Genomic DNA, 16,886 nt, shown 5'->3' on the forward strand with positions numbered 1-16,886 from the left:
GATGGTAATATCGACTGAATACCATTTTTTGTAATATCTTAGTTTGTTGTGAGTTCACATGAAATTCATATTGTTGTGATATTTTTATTTCACTATTAATCTGCTAGTAATAGTTATTTCAATAGAGAGGTTTGACCAAATGAAAAAAAAGTATATTATTTATACAAGGTCATATATTTTGTTGTTTAGGATTTTCTAATTAACTTATGCAAATAAGTAATTTGAAAGTTAATCTCTTCTATTCTATGTGTTATATGCAAGTATTATTAGAGAGACAGAGAGAAAGTGGTTATTTCAACTCGGCTAATTAGTTGAGAGGGCGAAAATTAAGGGAATAATGAATATTGTTTTTGGAGCCTGTTTTGGAGTGACAACTTTTTAAAAATTAAGCTTATTTGTTGAGGTGAAATCAATATGTTGGTTTTATTTTCGCGTAAATCAACGGAAGAATTGAAAGGCAGGAGAAAGTAACATGTCAGAAAATTATCGTTCTCGAGAGGAGCGAAGACAAGTACAAAAGAAGCAACCAAGTGCTCATAAAGAAAAAACGAAAGGTAAAACATCGTTTTTTCGTAAATTTTTAATCGGATGCTTAATACTTGGAATCGTAGCGCTCATTGGGGGAGTAACAACTTTTTTCGTTATGATTAAAGATGCCCCTAAACTTGAAAAATCAAAGCTTGTTAATGCGCAATCAGCAAAAATCTATGATAAAGATAAAAACCTGATATATGAATATGGAAAAGAAAAACGAACAAATATTACGTATGAGCAAGTACCTAAATTAGTAGAAGATGCATTTTTAGCTACAGAAGATGCACGTTTTTATGATCATAATGGAGTTGATTTCAAGGGTACTTCGCGTGCGATTTTAGTCAGCCTAACTGGGAACTATGGCTCGCAAGGTGGTAGTACAATTACACAACAGGTTATTAAAAACTATTTCTTATCTATGGATAAAACGCCTAAGCGAAAGGTGCAAGAGATATATTTAGCTCATAAGTTAGAGCAACAATATTCGAAACATGAAATATTAGAAATGTATTTAAATAAGATTAACTTAGGAAATCGTTCTTATGGTATTGCAACAGCAGCTGAAAACTATTATGGAAAAGAGTTAAAAGACTTAACTTTACCAGAGGTTGCGATGCTTGCAGGATTGCCAAAAGGTCCAAGTATATATGACCCAACAAAACCGCAAAATGTAGCGAGAGCAACAGAGCGTCGAAATGTTGTATTACATTTAATGAATCGTCATGGCTACATTTCAAAGAAAGAAATGGAAGAAGCATCAAAGGTTCCTGTAACTGAAGGACTCCTTCCACCTAAAGAAATTACAGAAATGCCGTATCCAGCATTTATAGACGCTGTTGTGAAAGAAGTAGAGAATGAATTACCAGATGCAAATATTGGATCTGATGGATTATCTATTTACACAACATTAGATCAAGAAGCTCAGAAATATGCAGAGAAGCTTTTAAATGAAAAGGTTATTAGCTATCCGAATGATCAATTCCAAGGTGCGTTTACGTTTATGGACACGAAGACAGGTGAAGTTCGTGCTATAGGTAGTGGACGTGGTGAAAATAAAGCGACATTTAAAGGGCGTAATATGGCAATTGAACTAGATCGTTCAGTGGGTTCAACAATGAAGCCAATCTTTGACTATGGTCCAGCAATTGAATATTTAAAATGGCCAACTTACCACCAGCTTGATGATTCACCATATAAATATTCAACAGGACAAGAGGTTCGAAATGCTGATAGAACATATAAGGGTATGATGACAATGCGTGAGGCGCTTAAACAATCACGTAATATACCTGCAATTAAAACAGCAAAAGAAGTTGGTTTAAGTAAATCGCAAAGTTTTGCAGAAAATTTGGGTATTCCATTTGAAAAATCGGCAGTTGAGGCAGATGCAATTGGAACCAACGAGGCGTCACCAACTGAAATCGCAGGAGCATATGCGGCATTTGGTAATGATGGTAAATATACGAAACCGCATTTTGTTAAAAAAGTAGTTTATCCTGATGGGAAATCAAAAAGTTTTGAATCAAAATCAAAACGTGTCATGGAAGATTATACAGCGTATATGGTAACGGATATGCTACGTTCTGTTGTTCGTTCTGGCACAGGTACAGCAGCAAATGTAAGTTCTTTAGATGTTGCAGGTAAAACAGGAACAACTAACTTTTCATCCGGTGATATAGCAAAATATGGTCTACCAGATAGTGCGACACGCGATAGTTGGTTTGCTGGTTATACGCCGCAATATACAATGGCAGTGTGGACTGGATATATGAAAAATGGTCCTGAAGATTATATAAGTAGTAAAAATACGAAAATTGCACAGCAGATTTTTAAAGAGATGATGAGCAAGTTCGGAACAAACACGTCACATTTTAAGATGCCAAGTAGTGTTGTTCAAGAAGGTGATGAATTACGTGTGAAAGGTGCAAAACGAGATTCTTCTCCAAATTCGAGCACGTCAAACTCAAATTCAAATTCAGGCGGACAGAAGAAAAATGATGAGCAGCAGAAACAACAAATAGAGGAAGAGAAAAAGAAACAAGAGCAAAAACAAAATGAAGAAAATGAGAACAATGATCAGAATGGCCAAGGTAACACCATTCCGCCAAGTAGTGGGGATGGAAATAACCAAGGTGGAACGACACCACCAAGTAATGGAAGCGGAAATAACCAAGGTGGAACGACACCACCAAGTAATGGAAGCGGAAATAACCAAGGTGGAACGACACCACCAAGTAATGGAAGCGGAAATAACCAAGGTGGAACGACACCACCAAGTAATGGAAACGGAAATAACCAAGGTGGAACGACACCACCAAGTAATGGAAACGGAAATAACCAAGGTGGAACGACACCACCAAGTAATGGAAACGGAAATAACCAAGGTGGAACGACACCACCAAGTAATGGAAACGGAAATGGTGACGGACAAGTGAGTACAAATCCACCGAGCACTGGAAATAGTCAAGGCGAGACAAGTGCAAATCAAAATGATGGTCAATAAATCGAATGCTCGTTAAAATTCATTTTGAATAAAAGTGTAATAAAAACCCCTAAGATACCGTATTAATTGGTAACTTAGGGGTTTTTACATGCTTTTTAAATATTAAAAGTGCCGTGAAAGTTTTGGAAATAAATAGATGGAAAATGATAAAAAATTTGCGGTCCAGCATATGAAGAAGTGACTGGATAAGTATGACCAAGGCTACTAGGAGGAGCTCCATGATACCAAAAAGAAGGTGTTTCAGCAGGTGGATATTGCTGCCAAGCTGCAGGAAGTTCAATTCCGATATCAGAAGCTGCTGCATGAACGGGAGCTAGATGAACAGAAGGAGACACAGGAGCTGCAACAGTAATTCTTGAAGGAAATAGATACATAAAAGAATCACCCCTAAAGTGCGCTATACCGCAGTATATTCTTTTAGTTGTTGTAAAGGTGCGTATTTAGGAACGATTAAGTGTAATAAGTAAGGCCTATGTTTTAGAATTAGGCACAAAGTCGTAAGACTAAATTAATCTATCACAGGTAGTGAATTTTTCATCGATAGGAATGCTATTTGGTATTTTCAAGATTTCGATTTAGTTGTATATCATTTGGAAATGGAGGAAATTGAATTTAATGATGTAAAATAATAAATTTATTAAAAATAAAAAATTTTTATATCAAAATTATATTGTATTAATATCAGTATATAAAATATGTGTAGGCGAGTTGATGATTGATACAACTCGCTTTTTTCTGTGTTTAAAAAAGATAATAGGCATATGAAAATAAATGGTTTATTTTACTAGATTTATATAAGAGTTTATTTAAAATTAATATATTTCGGTTCAAAAGAAAAAAGAAATTTATGAAATCTTTTAGTGAAAACTTCAACGTTATTCTTAAAAAACAGTTTTGTTACAGTAGGAAAAGTATAGGAAACTTATCATTATAAAATAAATTGAAATGTTCTAAAAACTCTGATACATTGAAATAGAAATGTAGTTTCACGATATTGTAAAGGCTTACAGTTATGTGCACGAAGATCTATTAGGATTGGAGGAAATGATAATGAAAGCTGAAGAAAAATTTTCCCCGGGATTAGATGGTATAGTCGCAGCGGAGACGAAAATTTCGTTTCTTGACACAGTCAAAGGTGAAATTGTTATTCAAGGATATGACTTAATTGAATTATCAAAGACAAAAGGGTATTTAGACATTGTGCACCTTCTACTAGAAGAACATCTACCAAATGAGGATGAAAAGAAGACGATTGAAAAGAAATTGAAGGAAGAATATGAAGTGCCAGAAGGTGTATTTAATGTTTTAAAAGCATTGCCAAAAGAAACGCATCCGATGGATGGGTTACGTACAGGCGTATCTGCACTTGCTGGTTACGATAATGATATTGAAAATCGTTCGCTAGAAGTAAACAAAGCCCGTGGTTATAAACTGCTGAGCAAAGTGCCAAATATTGTTGCGAACAGTTATCATATTTTAAATAATGAAGAGCCAATTGAGCCACTTCAGGAGTTATCCTATAGTGCGAATTTCTTCTACATGTTAACTGGTAAAAAACCAACTGAGCTTGAAGAGAAAATCTTCGACCGCTCCCTTGTTTTATATAGTGAACATGAAATGCCGAACTCTACATTTACAGCACGCGTTATCGCATCTACACAATCGGATCTATACGGTGCTTTAACAGGTGCAGTTGCCTCTTTAAAAGGAAGCCTACATGGCGGAGCGAATGAAGCTGTTATGTATATGCTGTTAGAAGCAGGAAATGTTGAGAAATTTGAAGAGTTACTGCAAAAAAAGCTGCATAACAAAGAAAAAATCATGGGATTTGGACATCGCGTTTACATGAAGAAGATAGATCCAAGAGCTTTAATGATGAAAGAAGCTTTAAAACAGTTATGTGATGTAAAAGGCGATTATACACTATATGAAATGTGTGAAGCTGGAGAAAAGATTATGGAGAAAGAAAAAGGGATTTATCCGAATCTAGATTATTATGCAGCTCCAGTTTATTGGATGTTAGGTATTCCAATTCAACTATATACACCAATCTTTTTCAGTTCTAGAACAGTTGGCCTATGTGCGCATGTGATTGAGCAGCATACAAATAATCGCTTGTTCCGCCCACGTGTAAATTATATCGGCGAGCGACATGTGCTTAGCAAATAAAAACAACTGGGGAGTTGTTAAGGCCGCCCGCCAGGTGGGTGTTTGACCGACACCCATTCTTAATAATAACGAATTTTCGACAGAAAGGAAAGAATAGCGTGATTAAAACAAATGAAATTAAACAAAAAGATGCAATTTTAGAAGAGATTACGGATTATGTATTAAACAAAGAGGTGACGAGTTCAGAAGCATTCAGTACTGCACGCTATGTGTTACTTGATACGCTTGGGTGTGGAATTTTAGCATTACAATATCCAGAGTGTACGAAATTACTAGGGCCAGTTGTACCAGGAACAGTTGTGCCAAATGGTACACGTGTACCAGGAACTTCATTTGTACTCGATCCAGTAAAAGGCGCTTTTAATATTGGATGTATGATTCGTTGGCTAGACTACAACGATACATGGCTTGCAGCAGAATGGGGACATCCATCAGATAACCTAGGTGGCATTTTAGCTGTTGCAGATTATATAAGCCGCGTACGTATTTCTGAAGGAAAAGAACCATTAAAAGTAAGAGATGTACTTGAAATGATGATTAAAGCACATGAAATTCAAGGTGTACTCGCGCTAGAGAATAGTTTAAACCGCGTTGGTCTTGACCATGTACTGTACGTAAAAGTAGCAACAACAGCAGTTGTTACAAAAATGCTTGGTGGTACACGTGAAGAAATCTTCAACGCATTGTCTCATGCTTGGATTGATAACTCTAGTCTTCGTACATACCGTCATGCTCCAAATACAGGTTCTCGTAAATCTTGGGCAGCTGGAGATGCAACAAGCCGTGGTGTTCATCTTGCACTTACTGCATTAAAAGGTGAGATGGGTTACCCAACAGCATTATCTGCGCCAGGATGGGGATTCCAAGATGTATTATTTAATAAACAAGAACTAAAATTAGCAAGACCTTTAGATTCTTATGTAATGGAAAATGTATTGTTTAAAGTATCATACCCAGCAGAATTCCATGCTCAAACGGCTGCAGAGTGCGCAGTAAAATTACATCCAGAAGTGAAAGAACGATTAGAAGAAATTGATCGTATTACAATTACGACACATGAATCAGCAGTTCGTATTATAGATAAAGAAGGTCCGTTAAATAATCCAGCTGACCGCGATCATTGCTTACAATACATTACTGCAATTGGTTTATTAAAAGGTGATATCGTTGCGGATGACTATGAAGATGAAGCAGCTTTTGATCCTCGTGTAGATGAATTAAGAAATAAGATGGTTGTTGTTGAAAATAAACAATACAGTTTAGATTACCTTGATCCGAACAAGCGCTCAATCGCCAACGCTGTTCAAGTTCATTTTAAAGATGGCACAGTAACAGAAAACGTAGAGTGTGAATATCCATTAGGTCATCGTTTCCGCAGAGATGAAGCAATTCCAAAAGTTGTTCAAAAGTTCTCTGCAAATATGGCTGTACATTATTCAAGTAAACAACAAGAAAAAATTCATGAAGCGTGTCTGAATGAAGAAAAATTAGAAAATATGAATGTAAATGAATTCGTAGATCTTTTCTTAATATAAAATAGGGGGAATATGAATGGCTTGGGTTGTAAATAAACAGTCGACACAAGAAGAGCTTGCTAATCGATTCCGAGCTTTAGTAGAAGCACCTGAAATTTTACAAATCCCTGGTGCGCATGATGCGATGGCCGCTCTTGTTGCGAAAAATACTGGATTTTCAGCTCTTTATTTATCAGGAGCTGCTTATACAGCAAGTAAGGGTTTACCGGATTTAGGTATTGTAACGTCTACTGAAGTAGCTGAAAGAGCAAGAGATCTTGTTAGAGCAACTGATTTGCCGCTTCTTGTTGATATTGATACAGGATTTGGTGGCGTGTTAAATGTAGCGCGAACTGCTGTAGAAATGGTAGAAGCAAATGTAGCTGCTGTTCAAATTGAAGATCAACAATTACCAAAGAAATGTGGACATTTAAACGGGAAAAAACTTGTTTCCACTGAAGAATTAGTGCAAAAGATTAAAGCGATTAAAGAAGTAGCGCCAACACTTGTTATTGTGGCACGTACAGATGCTCGCGGCGTAGAAGGATTGGATGCAGCAATCGAAAGAGCGATTGCTTATGTAGAAGCAGGCGCAGATGCTATTTTCCCAGAAGCGCTTCAATCTGAAGAGGAATTCCGCTTATTTAACAGCAAAGTAAATGTTCCTTTACTTGCAAACATGACTGAATTTGGAAAAACGCCATATTATAGTGCAGAAGAATTTGCAAATATGGGCTTCCAAATGGTCATTTATCCAGTTACATCACTTCGTGTTGCTGCAAAAGCATATGAGCGTGTATTTACGCTTATTAAAGAAACAGGCTCACAAAAAGAAGGACTATCTAACATGCAAACGAGAAGTGAATTGTATGAGACAATTTCGTATCATGATTTTGAGGAATTAGATAACGGTATTGCTAAAACAGTTTTATCTGAGGATCAATAAAACAAAAAAGGCGATGATGATTACATCTTTGGCAAAAACAACTGCTTGATGTGGAGACTCATCGCCTTTTCCTATTTCCTAATTGCTTGCAAAAGAGGTGGAAACATATGAACTTTATAGAAGATTACTCTGTAGAAAGATGGCTGAATAAAGATTGTCAATTTGTGAAAATGAGTAATACGATTGCAGAGGCAATCAATCTACTTGTCGCATCAAAAACTGATGAACTGCCTGTACTAGAGGGGAAAAGAATGGTTGGTATAGCGAAATTAGTAGACTGTGTTCAGTGGATGAAGGAAGAAAATGATGTGAGTACTTCAGTTCATATGATTATAGATGATTCCTTCCATAAGGGAACGAGAAAAAAACAAATGGAAGGGGTTCAGCACCTGCCATTTTATGTGATAAATGAAAAAAATGGAATGTTAGAAGGGGTTATAGATCAAAGAGAGATTTTTGCTTTTCAGAAATTTATAAAAGAGAAATTAGAAGATGCAGAGCGTGTAATTGAATGGTTACGGCTCTCGTTTGATACGGCATATGAAGGTATAGCGATTGTAGACGAAAACGGCGTTATTCAAATGTTTAATGATACGTATAGCCGGTTCGTTGGCGTAACGAAAGACGAAGCAATTGGACAGTGTGCTGAAAATATTATTGAGAATACACGCCTTCCAGTTGTATTAAAAACAGGAGTACCAGAAAGAAATCAAGTACATCGTTTGCAAGGGCAAAACCTAGTTGTACACCGGATGCCAATTTGGAAGAACGGACGAGTAATCGGTGCTGTAGGCATGCTTATTCATGAAGGAATTTCAGATATTTATAAAATACTAGAGAGATTTGATCAAAAAGATCGTGCCGTCAAACCGTCATTTTCTAAACCGAAGAAGAAGCAAATTCGATTCGAAGATATTCTTGGAGAAAGTCAGACGATTTCTGAAACGAAAAAAATGGCTCGAAAAGCAGCGCAGTCTAAGGCCTCCGTATTAATTACTGGTGAAAGTGGTGTTGGTAAAGAGCAATTTGCGCGTGCTATACATGATGCAGGTATAACCCAAAACGGTCCATTTATCAGTGTAAACTGTGCTGCTATTCCTGATAATTTACTAGAGTCTGAATTGTTTGGCTATGCGGAAGGTGCATTTACAGGTGCGAAAAAGAATGGAAAGGCAGGGAAGTTTGAACTTGCGAATCATGGAACGTTATTTTTAGATGAGATTGGTGACATGTCTTTATTAACGCAGGTAAAAATATTACGTGTTTTACAGGAAAGAGAAATAGAAAAAATAGGTGGCACACATCCAATTCCTGTTGATTTTAGGCTAATTGCAGCGACAAATAAAGATTTAAAACAAATGGTGAGAGAGGGTACATTTAGAGAGGACTTATACCATCGTCTTCATGTTATTCCGATCCATATTCCGCCGCTCCGCTTTCGAAAACAAGATATCCCGCTTATTGTTGAAGAACATTTACAAAAATTATGTCACATGTATGGAACTGAAGAAAAAACAATTGATAAAGAAGTATTGCGCCTAATGTTCCATTACAATTGGCCAGGTAATGTTAGGGAACTGATCAATGTGTTAGAAAGATTATTTGCACTATCGGATGATACGCATATACGAGCTAAAGATTTGCCAGAAGAATTCTATTATCGGGATATGGAGCAGAAAAAATTAGTACCTATGATTCAGTCTTTACCAGCAAAACAAGAAGCGATGAAAGTGGTACGTGAAGAGGAAGAACGAGGGCTAATTGAACGCGTTTTAAAAGAAGCAAAAGGAAATAAGTCAAAAGCAGCAGCATTATTAGGAATTTCTAGGGCAACCTTATATAACAAATTGTCACGATTCAAAATCTAAACAACTTGTTATAAATGATGTAAAACTGTCTAGACAGTTTTACGTTTTCTTTTCATTTTGCCCATGTTCTATCAAGTTTTTAGTTTGGCATAGATTTTGCATATAAATAAAATGAAGACCGAAATGATAGGGGGATACAGATGGAGAAAACAAAGTTGCAATGGGACGAATTTTTTTCGCTGAATAAGGAGCTTAATACTTCCTTTTTTACACCTGAGGATTTTTCAGGTGATGAAGATTTGATTGCAAAAACAACAGAACAATTTGTTAAACAGGAAATTGTTCCTGAAATTGAAAATATCGAGCAACACAATTATCAAGTTTCTCGCAGATTGTTTGAAAAGGCTGGCGAACTTGGATTGTTAAGTATAGAAGTTCCAGAAGAATATGGAGGATTCGAATTAGGAAAGGCAGTTTCTGGGCTGGTAGCAGAGAAGATGGGATATGCAGGGGCTTTTAGCGTTTCCTTTAATATTCATGCTGGAGTAGGAACGTTGCCATATATATACTATGGAACAAAAGAGCAAAAGGAAAAATACTTACCAAAAATCGCATCGGGAGAATGGGTTGGAGCGTATGCGCTAACAGAGCCAAACGCTGGATCTGATGCGTTAAGTGCAAAAACAAGTGCTGTCTTAAATGAAGAGGGAACGGCATGGAAATTAAACGGTGAAAAGCAGTGGATTACTAATGCTCATATGGCTGATGTATATGTTGTTTTTGCGAAGACAAATAAAGGAATGACAGCATTTATTGTCGAAAGAACATGTGAAGGTGTTTCGATTGGCCTAGAAGAAAAGAAGATGGGGATTAAAGGATCTTCAACTGCGACACTCATTTTAGAGGATGTTGTAATTCCAGTAGAAAATGTATTAGGAGAAGTTGGAAAGGGACACCACGTAGCTCTTAATATTCTCAATTTCGCTAGATTGAAACTTGCTTTCGGAAATATTGGAACAGCGAAGCAAGCAATTGGCCTATCTGTTCAATACGGAAAAGAAAGAAAACAGTTTCAGACAGAATTAGTTGATTTTACGATGATCCAAGAAAAAATTGCGAATATGATTATTGCTACATACGGTGCAGAGAGCGCGGCTTACCGAACAGCAGGTGTAATTGATGAAGCGATTCATGAGAATGATGAAAGCATTATGCAGAAAATGTCTCAATTTGCAATGGAATGCGCAATCAACAAAGTAAATGCTTCAGAAACGCTTGGGAATATTGTGGATGAAGCAGTACAAATTCACGGTGGTTACGGTTATATGCAAGAATATGAAGTAGAACGATTATATCGTGATGCTAGAATTAGCCGTATATTTGAAGGAACGAATGAAATTAATCGTTTAACAGTTGCAAAAATGCTAATGAAACAAACAAAGCAACTAGGAGATCAAGTAGATGAAGGTACGTTTGAGAATGTAGAACGAAATCATCGTTATATTTTATTATCAAAACAATTATTGAAACAATCTTTGAAAACGCTATCTAAAACTCCTGAAATAAAAATTGAACAAGAGCAAGAATATTCACGCGTATTAGCAGACATGTTGAAAGATGTATATGTAATGGAATCAGCATTTTTACGTACGAAGAAAGCGGTAAGTAAAAATGGTGAAGAAAAAGAACGTACAAAACAGCTTGTAACAGATGTTCTTTGTGAAGAAGGGTATCGCAAAGTAGAATCAGCAGCAATAGTTCTTCTTTCTGCAGCAGTGCAAGAAGAGCAGAATAGAAACGCTATTCTAGATGAAATTGGTCAACTGTCAGTGCCTCTATATACGAACGTATTTACGAAAAAGAGAGAAATCGCAAAAGCGATTATAAACCGTGGGAAATATATTGTTTAAATAGGAGGAGAGTAGTATGAAAAAGATTGGTTTTATTGGTTTAGGTAATATGGGTCTTCCGATGTCTAAAAATTTAGTTAAATCAAATTATACGGTATATGGCGTTGATTTAAATAAAGATGCTGAAGCTTCTTTTGAGAAAGAAGGAGGAATCATTGGCTTATCAATTGCAAAATTGGCAGAAACATGTGATTTGATTTTTACAAGTTTACCATCACCGCGAGCTGTTGAAGCTGTTTATTTCGGCGAAGAAGGATTAATCGAAAATAGTCATTCGAATATTGTGCTAGTTGATACAAGTACAGTAGCACCGCAACTAAATAAAAGATTGGCAGATGCTGCGAATGATAAAAAAGTAGATTTCTTAGCAGCGCCGGTTAGTGGTGGAGTGATTGGAGCGGAAAATCGCACATTAACTTTTATGGTCGGTGGATCAAAAGAAGTATATGAAAAAGGGTTATCGGTGATGGAAGTATTAGGAGCAAATATTTTTCATGTGAGTGAACAAATTGACAGTGGCACAACTGTAAAATTGATTAATAACTTACTAATCGGTTTTTACACAGCGGGCGTTAGTGAAGCTTTGACATTAGCGAAGAAAAACAATATGGATTTAGATAAAATGTTTGATATCTTAAATGTTAGCTATGGACAAAGTAGAATTTATGAACGTAATTATAAAAGCTTTATTGCACCAGAGAACTATGAGCCAGGATTCACTGTGAATTTACTAAAGAAAGATTTAGGATTTGCGGTTGATTTAGCGAAAGAAAGTGAACTTCACTTACCTGTAAGCGAAATGCTTCTGAATTTGTATGATGAAGCTGATAAAGCGGGATATGGTGAAAAAGACATGGCTGCTTTATATCAGAAGGTAAGTGAGCAATTAATCTCTAGTGATAAATAGTAATGGATCCTAGCAAATATAAAAAATAAAAAGGAGCGAATACAATGATTACAACAGAAATTAAACGAGTGAAAAATCATATTAATGGTGAATGGGTAGAATCTACTGGTACAGAGGTTGAAGCTGTTCCGAATCCTGCAACTGGAAAAATAATTGCGTATGTTCCGCTTTCACCAAAAGAAGATGTAGATCGAGCTGTTGAAGCTGCAAAAGTTGCTTACGAAACATGGTCAAAAGTGCCGGTTCCAAATCGTTCAAGACAGCTATATAAATATTTACAGCTTTTACAAGAAAACAAAGAAGAGCTTGCAAAAATTATTACATTAGAAAATGGTAAAACATTAAAAGATGCAACTGGTGAGGTGCAGCGTGGTATTGAAGCTGTAGAACTTGCAACATCAACACCAAATTTAATGATGGGTCAAGCACTTCCGAATATTGCAGGGGGAATTGATGGTTCAATTTGGCGCTATCCAATTGGAGTTGTTGCAGGTATTACACCGTTTAACTTCCCGATGATGATTCCATTATGGATGTTCCCATTAGCCATTGCTTGTGGTAATACATTTGTATTAAAAACATCGGAAAGAACGCCACTTTTAGCTGAGAGACTTGTAGAATTATTCTACGAAGCAGGCTTTCCAAAAGGGGTTTTAAACTTAGTACAGGGTGGGAAAAATGTTGTAAATAGCATTTTAGAGAATAAAGATATTCAAGCTGTTTCATTTGTTGGATCAGAGCCAGTTGCACGTTATGTATACGAAACAGGAACAAAATATGGAAAACGAGTACAAGCACTTGCAGGAGCGAAAAATCATGCGATTGTTATGCCAGATTGCAACCTTGAAAAAACGGTACAAGGTGTGATTGGTTCAGCGTTCGCGAGCAGTGGAGAACGCTGCATGGCATGCTCGGTTGTAGCAGTTGTGGATGAAATTGCTGATGAATTCATTGATGTTCTTGTGTCAGAAACACGTAAACTAAAAGTTGGTGATGGTTTCCACGAAGAGAATTATGTAGGGCCATTAATTCGCGAATCTCATAAAGAGCGTGTACTAGGCTATATTAATAGCGGTGTAGCAGATGGAGCTACTTTACTAGTAGATGGTCGTAAAATTAATGAAGAAGCCGGCGAAGGATATTTTGTTGGAGCGACAATCTTTGATGGCGTAAATCAAGATATGAAAATTTGGCAAGATGAAATCTTTGCTCCAGTATTAAGTATTGTGAGAGTAAAAGATTTGGAAGAAGGAATTAAACTGACAAACCAATCAAAATTTGCAAATGGTGCGGTTATTTATACATCAAGTGGCAAACATGCACAAACATTCCGTGATAATATCGATGCAGGAATGATTGGCGTAAATGTTAATGTTCCAGCTCCAATGGCATTCTTCGCATTTGCGGGAAATAAAGCGTCCTTCTATGGTGATCTTGGAACAAATGGAACAGATGGTGTACAATTTTATACACGTAAAAAAGTTGTGACAGAACGCTGGTTTTAATAGTTGAATAAAATACACATGTACATTGTTACTTGTACGAAAAATACACCACTCGTTAGAAAGTGGTGTATTTTTAATTGTTAACTATTCTTTTCGAAAGCTAACTTGATACCAAATCCAATTAAGACAATGCCAGTAATTCCTTGGATATATCTTTGGGTAGCTGGTTTTTTCATAAAAACACTAATTTTATCAATTAAGAAGATATAAAAGGCAAACCATATTACGGTTAAAACAAGATAGGTAAGACCCATGATTAGAAATTGAACGAGTGTATTATAGTCAGGACTTAAAAATTGCGGTAAAAAAGTTAAAAAGAATACGGCGATTTTTGGATTTAAAAGATTGGTTAGAAACCCTTGGCGAAAACAGGAACTGTTTTCATCGGCATGTTTCATAGGTAGTTCATTCGTATCTATGCTGTTTTTGTCTTTTAAAGATAACAGTGCTTTAATACCTAAATAGACGAGATAAATAGCACCGACATATTTAAAAATAGAAAATAAGAAAGCCGATTTAACAATAATAGCGGAAAGTCCAATTACAGCAGCTAACGTATGAATTAAAAGAGCGATACATGTACCGAAAACTGTTTTTACTCCTCCCATTTTTCCTGAAGTAAGGGTGTTTTTCGTAGCCATTGCGGTGTCAGGCCCCGGTAAAATAATAAGACAAATTGACATAATAATAAAAAGAAGATAGTTCGCCACCATCACTCCACCTTTCTGTTTGTATGTTTTGAAAATTCAAACAAAATAAGTGTAACACAATTAAAGTTGTATGTTAAATAAAAATTAATTATGTTAAAGCGTATTTAATAAATTTATTCAAAGAGGTGTAAAATGTGGGAAATATAAATATCGTAAAAGGCTAGATGGAACAGCAAATGAGCTGTTTTCACCTAGCCTTTTACTTATGCATTGAGAAGATTAAAGAATCGATTTACATCTTCATCTGAGACATCACTTAATTGTTTATATTTATATTGTGGGTTTTGATCTTTGTCTACTACGACGGAGCGTACTCCTTCAAAGAAATCTTCGTGTCTCATGAAATTTTTAGCGAGCACGAGGTCTGTCGCAAAGCATTCTTCTACCGATTTTCCCTTGCCATCAATAAGTTGTTTTAATGTTACTTTTAATGAAAATGGAGATTTTGATAGTAATGTTTCTTTCGTTTTTAAAGTAAAGGTATTGCTAGCATTTTCTAATGAATGGACGATTTCTTCAATTGTTTGGAATGAAAAATGTGTATTAATTCCTTCTAATAAAGAAGCCAGTTCACTTTCTATATTAGGGGTGGTTGCAAATTTATGAATGATTTCTTTTAAAGTAGTATGTACATCTTGCTGGTTCCAGTTAACATTTTCAAGTTCTGTAAGGAGAGCAGGTAATGAATCAGATGTCATATAATAATCAGCAGCATTTATATATAATACATCAGCAGCTTTTAAAACAGATGCTGTTAACGCGACATAACGACCAGTTTGTCCAGGTGCTTTATTTAAGAAGTAAGCAGCTCCAACATCTGGGAAGAAACCAATATTCATCTCAGGCATTGCCCATTTTGTACGTTCTGTCACAATTCTATGTGTAGCACCATTCGTAAGGCCGACACCACCGCCCATTACAATTCCATCTAAACAAGCGACAATTGGTTTTGGGTAATGATATATATAAGTATCTATTTCATATTCTTCTTCAAAGAACTGTTCGGCATGTTGTAATGCAACTTCATTTGAACGTGCTTCATATAATGTTTTAATATCGCCGCCAGCACAAAACCCTTTTGTACCAGCCCCTTTTAAGACGATAATGGCAATGTGGTCATTTTTCTCCCATTCTTTGAGCTTTTGTCCAATTGGTTTTAACATGTCATAAGATATAGAGTTAAGTGCTTTTGGACGGTTTAAAGTAATCGTTGCAACACCGTTTTCACTAATAGAAAATAAAACATTTTCGGTCATTTCGAATCCTCCTCTTATATATCTTCTCATTCTTATTTCTCGATACAAGCTAAAATGTCCTTTATAATTTATCTAAAATGCAAGTAGTGTGCCAATTTTGGTATCTTTAATTAAGAAGAAGTAGTAGCGATAAAGTGTCTAACTGTCTAAACAAATGGGCATTAAGACAGTGAACTAGATACTTTTAGAATGGTGCATATTTTGACGAGTTATATTTGCAGGATTTCAACATACGAAAATGAATAGTACAACATCAGTTGTTTCCAATGTAAATGATATTGTTTGCAACTTGATAATGAAGGGAATATTATATTTACCATGTTTAATTTAAATGAACATAAGTAATTGGGGATAGCAACTTCCTTTTGTTGTATTCAGCGAATGGTCTTACTTTTAACAAAGAGGGAGTTTGTATATAATAGGGAGTAGGGAAAGGGGAGATCGGAATGCCAGGGCCTTTACTAGTATCGGTTATTATTTTGTCTTCTCTCATGTTAGGAATTACACAGTATTTTCATCGCACAGATACGACAGAAGAAATTAAAGATAAAGTACGTCTCGTATTTCCCGTTTTTATAATCTCTATTTCACTCTGTTTTGTGTTAAATAGAGATGGGTATATCGTGGCCTTATTTTCATTTTTTATAGCGATTATATTAATCACTATATTGTACTATATAATGAAAGATTATTTACAAAAATAAGAATGCCTGAAAGGGCATTTTTATTTTTGTAAAAAAATAATTTCACATACTGTATTATAGTGAGAAATACATAAAACATTAAAAAAGCAAAATAAATTCTACATCATGTATTCACTTGTCAATCGTGAATAGCCGCTATACTATTAAAGTATAGAGAACAAGAAAAGGGGCTGTACTTATATGAAATTTGAGCTGCATACAAAGATTATTTCAAATGAAAAAGAAATGAGATTACATATAGAAGAAAATATATTTCAATTAACTTTAGATGGTTATCATTTATTTGCTTTGGATGAAATGTTACCTTTATATAAATCTGATCAAGAAAAAATCGGTAGTGCAATTGTTCAAAAGATAGAGTGGGAAAATGAAAAGACAACACTGAACTATCAACTTGTTTCATTACAATCAGTAAATTAA

General features: G+C 35.6%; 13 protein-coding genes and 1 pseudogene. 11 read left to right on the forward strand and 3 right to left on the reverse strand.

Going from position 1 to position 16,886, the window contains the following annotated elements; all coding sequences use genetic code 11:
* Positions 1–472 precede the first annotated feature (472 nt).
* Positions 473–3,037: a PBP1A family penicillin-binding protein gene (locus BLV40_RS09275; protein WP_090689216.1), complete on the forward strand. Its 2,565-nt coding sequence runs from the start codon at positions 473–475 to the stop codon at positions 3,035–3,037.
* A gap of 95 nt (positions 3,038–3,132) precedes the next feature.
* Here the strand turns inward: BLV40_RS09275 and BLV40_RS09280 are convergent, their stop codons facing one another.
* Positions 3,133–3,411: a hypothetical protein gene (locus tag BLV40_RS09280; RefSeq protein WP_026590772.1), complete on the reverse strand. Its 279-nt coding sequence runs from the start codon at positions 3,409–3,411 to the stop codon at positions 3,133–3,135.
* 156 nt (positions 3,412–3,567) lie between these two features.
* Between BLV40_RS09280 and BLV40_RS29205 the strand changes: the two are divergent.
* From BLV40_RS29205 to BLV40_RS09315, 8 genes and pseudogenes are all read left to right on the forward strand, one after another.
* Positions 3,568–3,666, forward strand: a pseudogene (locus BLV40_RS29205) (cytoplasmic protein); the annotation flags it as partial.
* 421 nt (positions 3,667–4,087) lie between these two features.
* Positions 4,088–5,206, forward strand: a complete 1,119-nt coding sequence (mmgD, locus tag BLV40_RS09285) for a citrate synthase (RefSeq protein WP_035414621.1) — start codon at positions 4,088–4,090, stop codon at positions 5,204–5,206.
* Between the two features lie 98 nt (positions 5,207–5,304).
* Positions 5,305–6,741 (forward strand): 2-methylcitrate dehydratase, encoded by a 1,437-nt coding sequence (gene prpD / locus BLV40_RS09290; protein WP_026590774.1) that lies wholly within the window; start codon positions 5,305–5,307, stop codon positions 6,739–6,741.
* A gap of 16 nt (positions 6,742–6,757) precedes the next feature.
* Positions 6,758–7,666 carry a methylisocitrate lyase gene (gene prpB / locus BLV40_RS09295; protein ID WP_026590775.1) on the forward strand — a complete coding sequence of 303 codons (909 nt, stop codon included), beginning with the start codon at positions 6,758–6,760 and terminating at the stop codon, positions 7,664–7,666.
* 107 nt (positions 7,667–7,773) lie between these two features.
* Complete coding sequence (locus BLV40_RS09300) at positions 7,774–9,534, forward strand: sigma 54-interacting transcriptional regulator (protein WP_090689220.1); 1,761 nt, start codon at positions 7,774–7,776, stop codon at positions 9,532–9,534.
* A gap of 140 nt (positions 9,535–9,674) precedes the next feature.
* The gene (locus BLV40_RS09305; RefSeq protein ID WP_090689223.1) at positions 9,675–11,384 is read left to right on the forward strand and encodes an acyl-CoA dehydrogenase family protein; all 1,710 of its coding nucleotides are present in this window, start codon (positions 9,675–9,677) and stop codon (positions 11,382–11,384) included.
* A 16-nt stretch (positions 11,385–11,400) separates the two neighbouring features.
* Positions 11,401–12,291 (forward strand): NAD(P)-dependent oxidoreductase, encoded by an 891-nt coding sequence (locus tag BLV40_RS09310; RefSeq protein ID WP_090689226.1) that lies wholly within the window; start codon positions 11,401–11,403, stop codon positions 12,289–12,291.
* Positions 12,292–12,335: 44 nt separating this feature from the next.
* Positions 12,336–13,796 carry a CoA-acylating methylmalonate-semialdehyde dehydrogenase gene (locus tag BLV40_RS09315; protein ID WP_090689229.1) on the forward strand — a complete coding sequence of 487 codons (1,461 nt, stop codon included), beginning with the start codon at positions 12,336–12,338 and terminating at the stop codon, positions 13,794–13,796.
* Between the two features lie 80 nt (positions 13,797–13,876).
* Here BLV40_RS09315 and BLV40_RS09320 read toward each other — a convergent pair whose 3' ends face one another.
* Both BLV40_RS09320 and BLV40_RS09325 read right to left on the reverse strand, forming a co-directional pair.
* Positions 13,877–14,509 carry a LysE family translocator gene (locus BLV40_RS09320; protein ID WP_026590780.1) on the reverse strand — a complete coding sequence of 211 codons (633 nt, stop codon included), beginning with the start codon at positions 14,507–14,509 and terminating at the stop codon, positions 13,877–13,879.
* A 200-nt stretch (positions 14,510–14,709) separates the two neighbouring features.
* The gene (locus BLV40_RS09325) at positions 14,710–15,762 is read right to left on the reverse strand and encodes an enoyl-CoA hydratase/isomerase family protein (RefSeq protein ID WP_090689232.1); all 1,053 of its coding nucleotides are present in this window, start codon (positions 15,760–15,762) and stop codon (positions 14,710–14,712) included.
* Between the two features lie 446 nt (positions 15,763–16,208).
* On the opposite strand from BLV40_RS09325, the gene BLV40_RS09330 reads away from it, so the two are divergent.
* Both BLV40_RS09330 and BLV40_RS09335 read left to right on the forward strand, forming a co-directional pair.
* Positions 16,209–16,466 (forward strand): hypothetical protein, encoded by a 258-nt coding sequence (locus BLV40_RS09330; protein WP_026590782.1) that lies wholly within the window; start codon positions 16,209–16,211, stop codon positions 16,464–16,466.
* A gap of 180 nt (positions 16,467–16,646) precedes the next feature.
* On the forward strand, positions 16,647–16,886 hold the full coding sequence (locus BLV40_RS09335) for a DUF2584 family protein (protein ID WP_090689235.1): 240 nt from the start codon (positions 16,647–16,649) through the stop codon (positions 16,884–16,886).

Origin of the sequence: Bacillus sp. 166amftsu, from assembly GCF_900107445.1 — a bacterium.
In the GTDB taxonomy this organism is placed as follows: domain Bacteria; phylum Bacillota; class Bacilli; order Bacillales; family Bacillaceae_G; genus Bacillus_A; species Bacillus_A arachidis.

Bases quoted from the DNA above. Each gene is read 5' to 3' on its own strand.
- prpB (WP_026590775.1), top strand. From the start codon at position 6,758: ATGGCTTGGGTTGTAAATAAACAGTCGACACAAGAAGAGCTTGCTAAT.
- BLV40_RS09325 (WP_090689232.1), bottom strand. From the start codon at position 15,762: ATGACCGAAAATGTTTTATTTTCTATTAGTGAAAACGGTGTTGCAACG.
- BLV40_RS09335 (WP_090689235.1), top strand. From the start codon at position 16,647: ATGAAATTTGAGCTGCATACAAAGATTATTTCAAATGAAAAAGAAATG.
- BLV40_RS09280 (WP_026590772.1), bottom strand. From the start codon at position 3,411: ATGTATCTATTTCCTTCAAGAATTACTGTTGCAGCTCCTGTGTCTCCT.
- BLV40_RS09310 (WP_090689226.1), top strand. From the start codon at position 11,401: ATGAAAAAGATTGGTTTTATTGGTTTAGGTAATATGGGTCTTCCGATG.
- BLV40_RS09275 (WP_090689216.1), top strand. From the start codon at position 473: ATGTCAGAAAATTATCGTTCTCGAGAGGAGCGAAGACAAGTACAAAAG.
- mmgD (WP_035414621.1), top strand. From the start codon at position 4,088: ATGAAAGCTGAAGAAAAATTTTCCCCGGGATTAGATGGTATAGTCGCA.
- BLV40_RS09320 (WP_026590780.1), bottom strand. From the start codon at position 14,509: ATGGTGGCGAACTATCTTCTTTTTATTATTATGTCAATTTGTCTTATT.
- BLV40_RS09305 (WP_090689223.1), top strand. From the start codon at position 9,675: ATGGAGAAAACAAAGTTGCAATGGGACGAATTTTTTTCGCTGAATAAG.
- BLV40_RS09315 (WP_090689229.1), top strand. From the start codon at position 12,336: ATGATTACAACAGAAATTAAACGAGTGAAAAATCATATTAATGGTGAA.
- BLV40_RS09330 (WP_026590782.1), top strand. From the start codon at position 16,209: ATGCCAGGGCCTTTACTAGTATCGGTTATTATTTTGTCTTCTCTCATG.
- BLV40_RS09300 (WP_090689220.1), top strand. From the start codon at position 7,774: ATGAACTTTATAGAAGATTACTCTGTAGAAAGATGGCTGAATAAAGAT.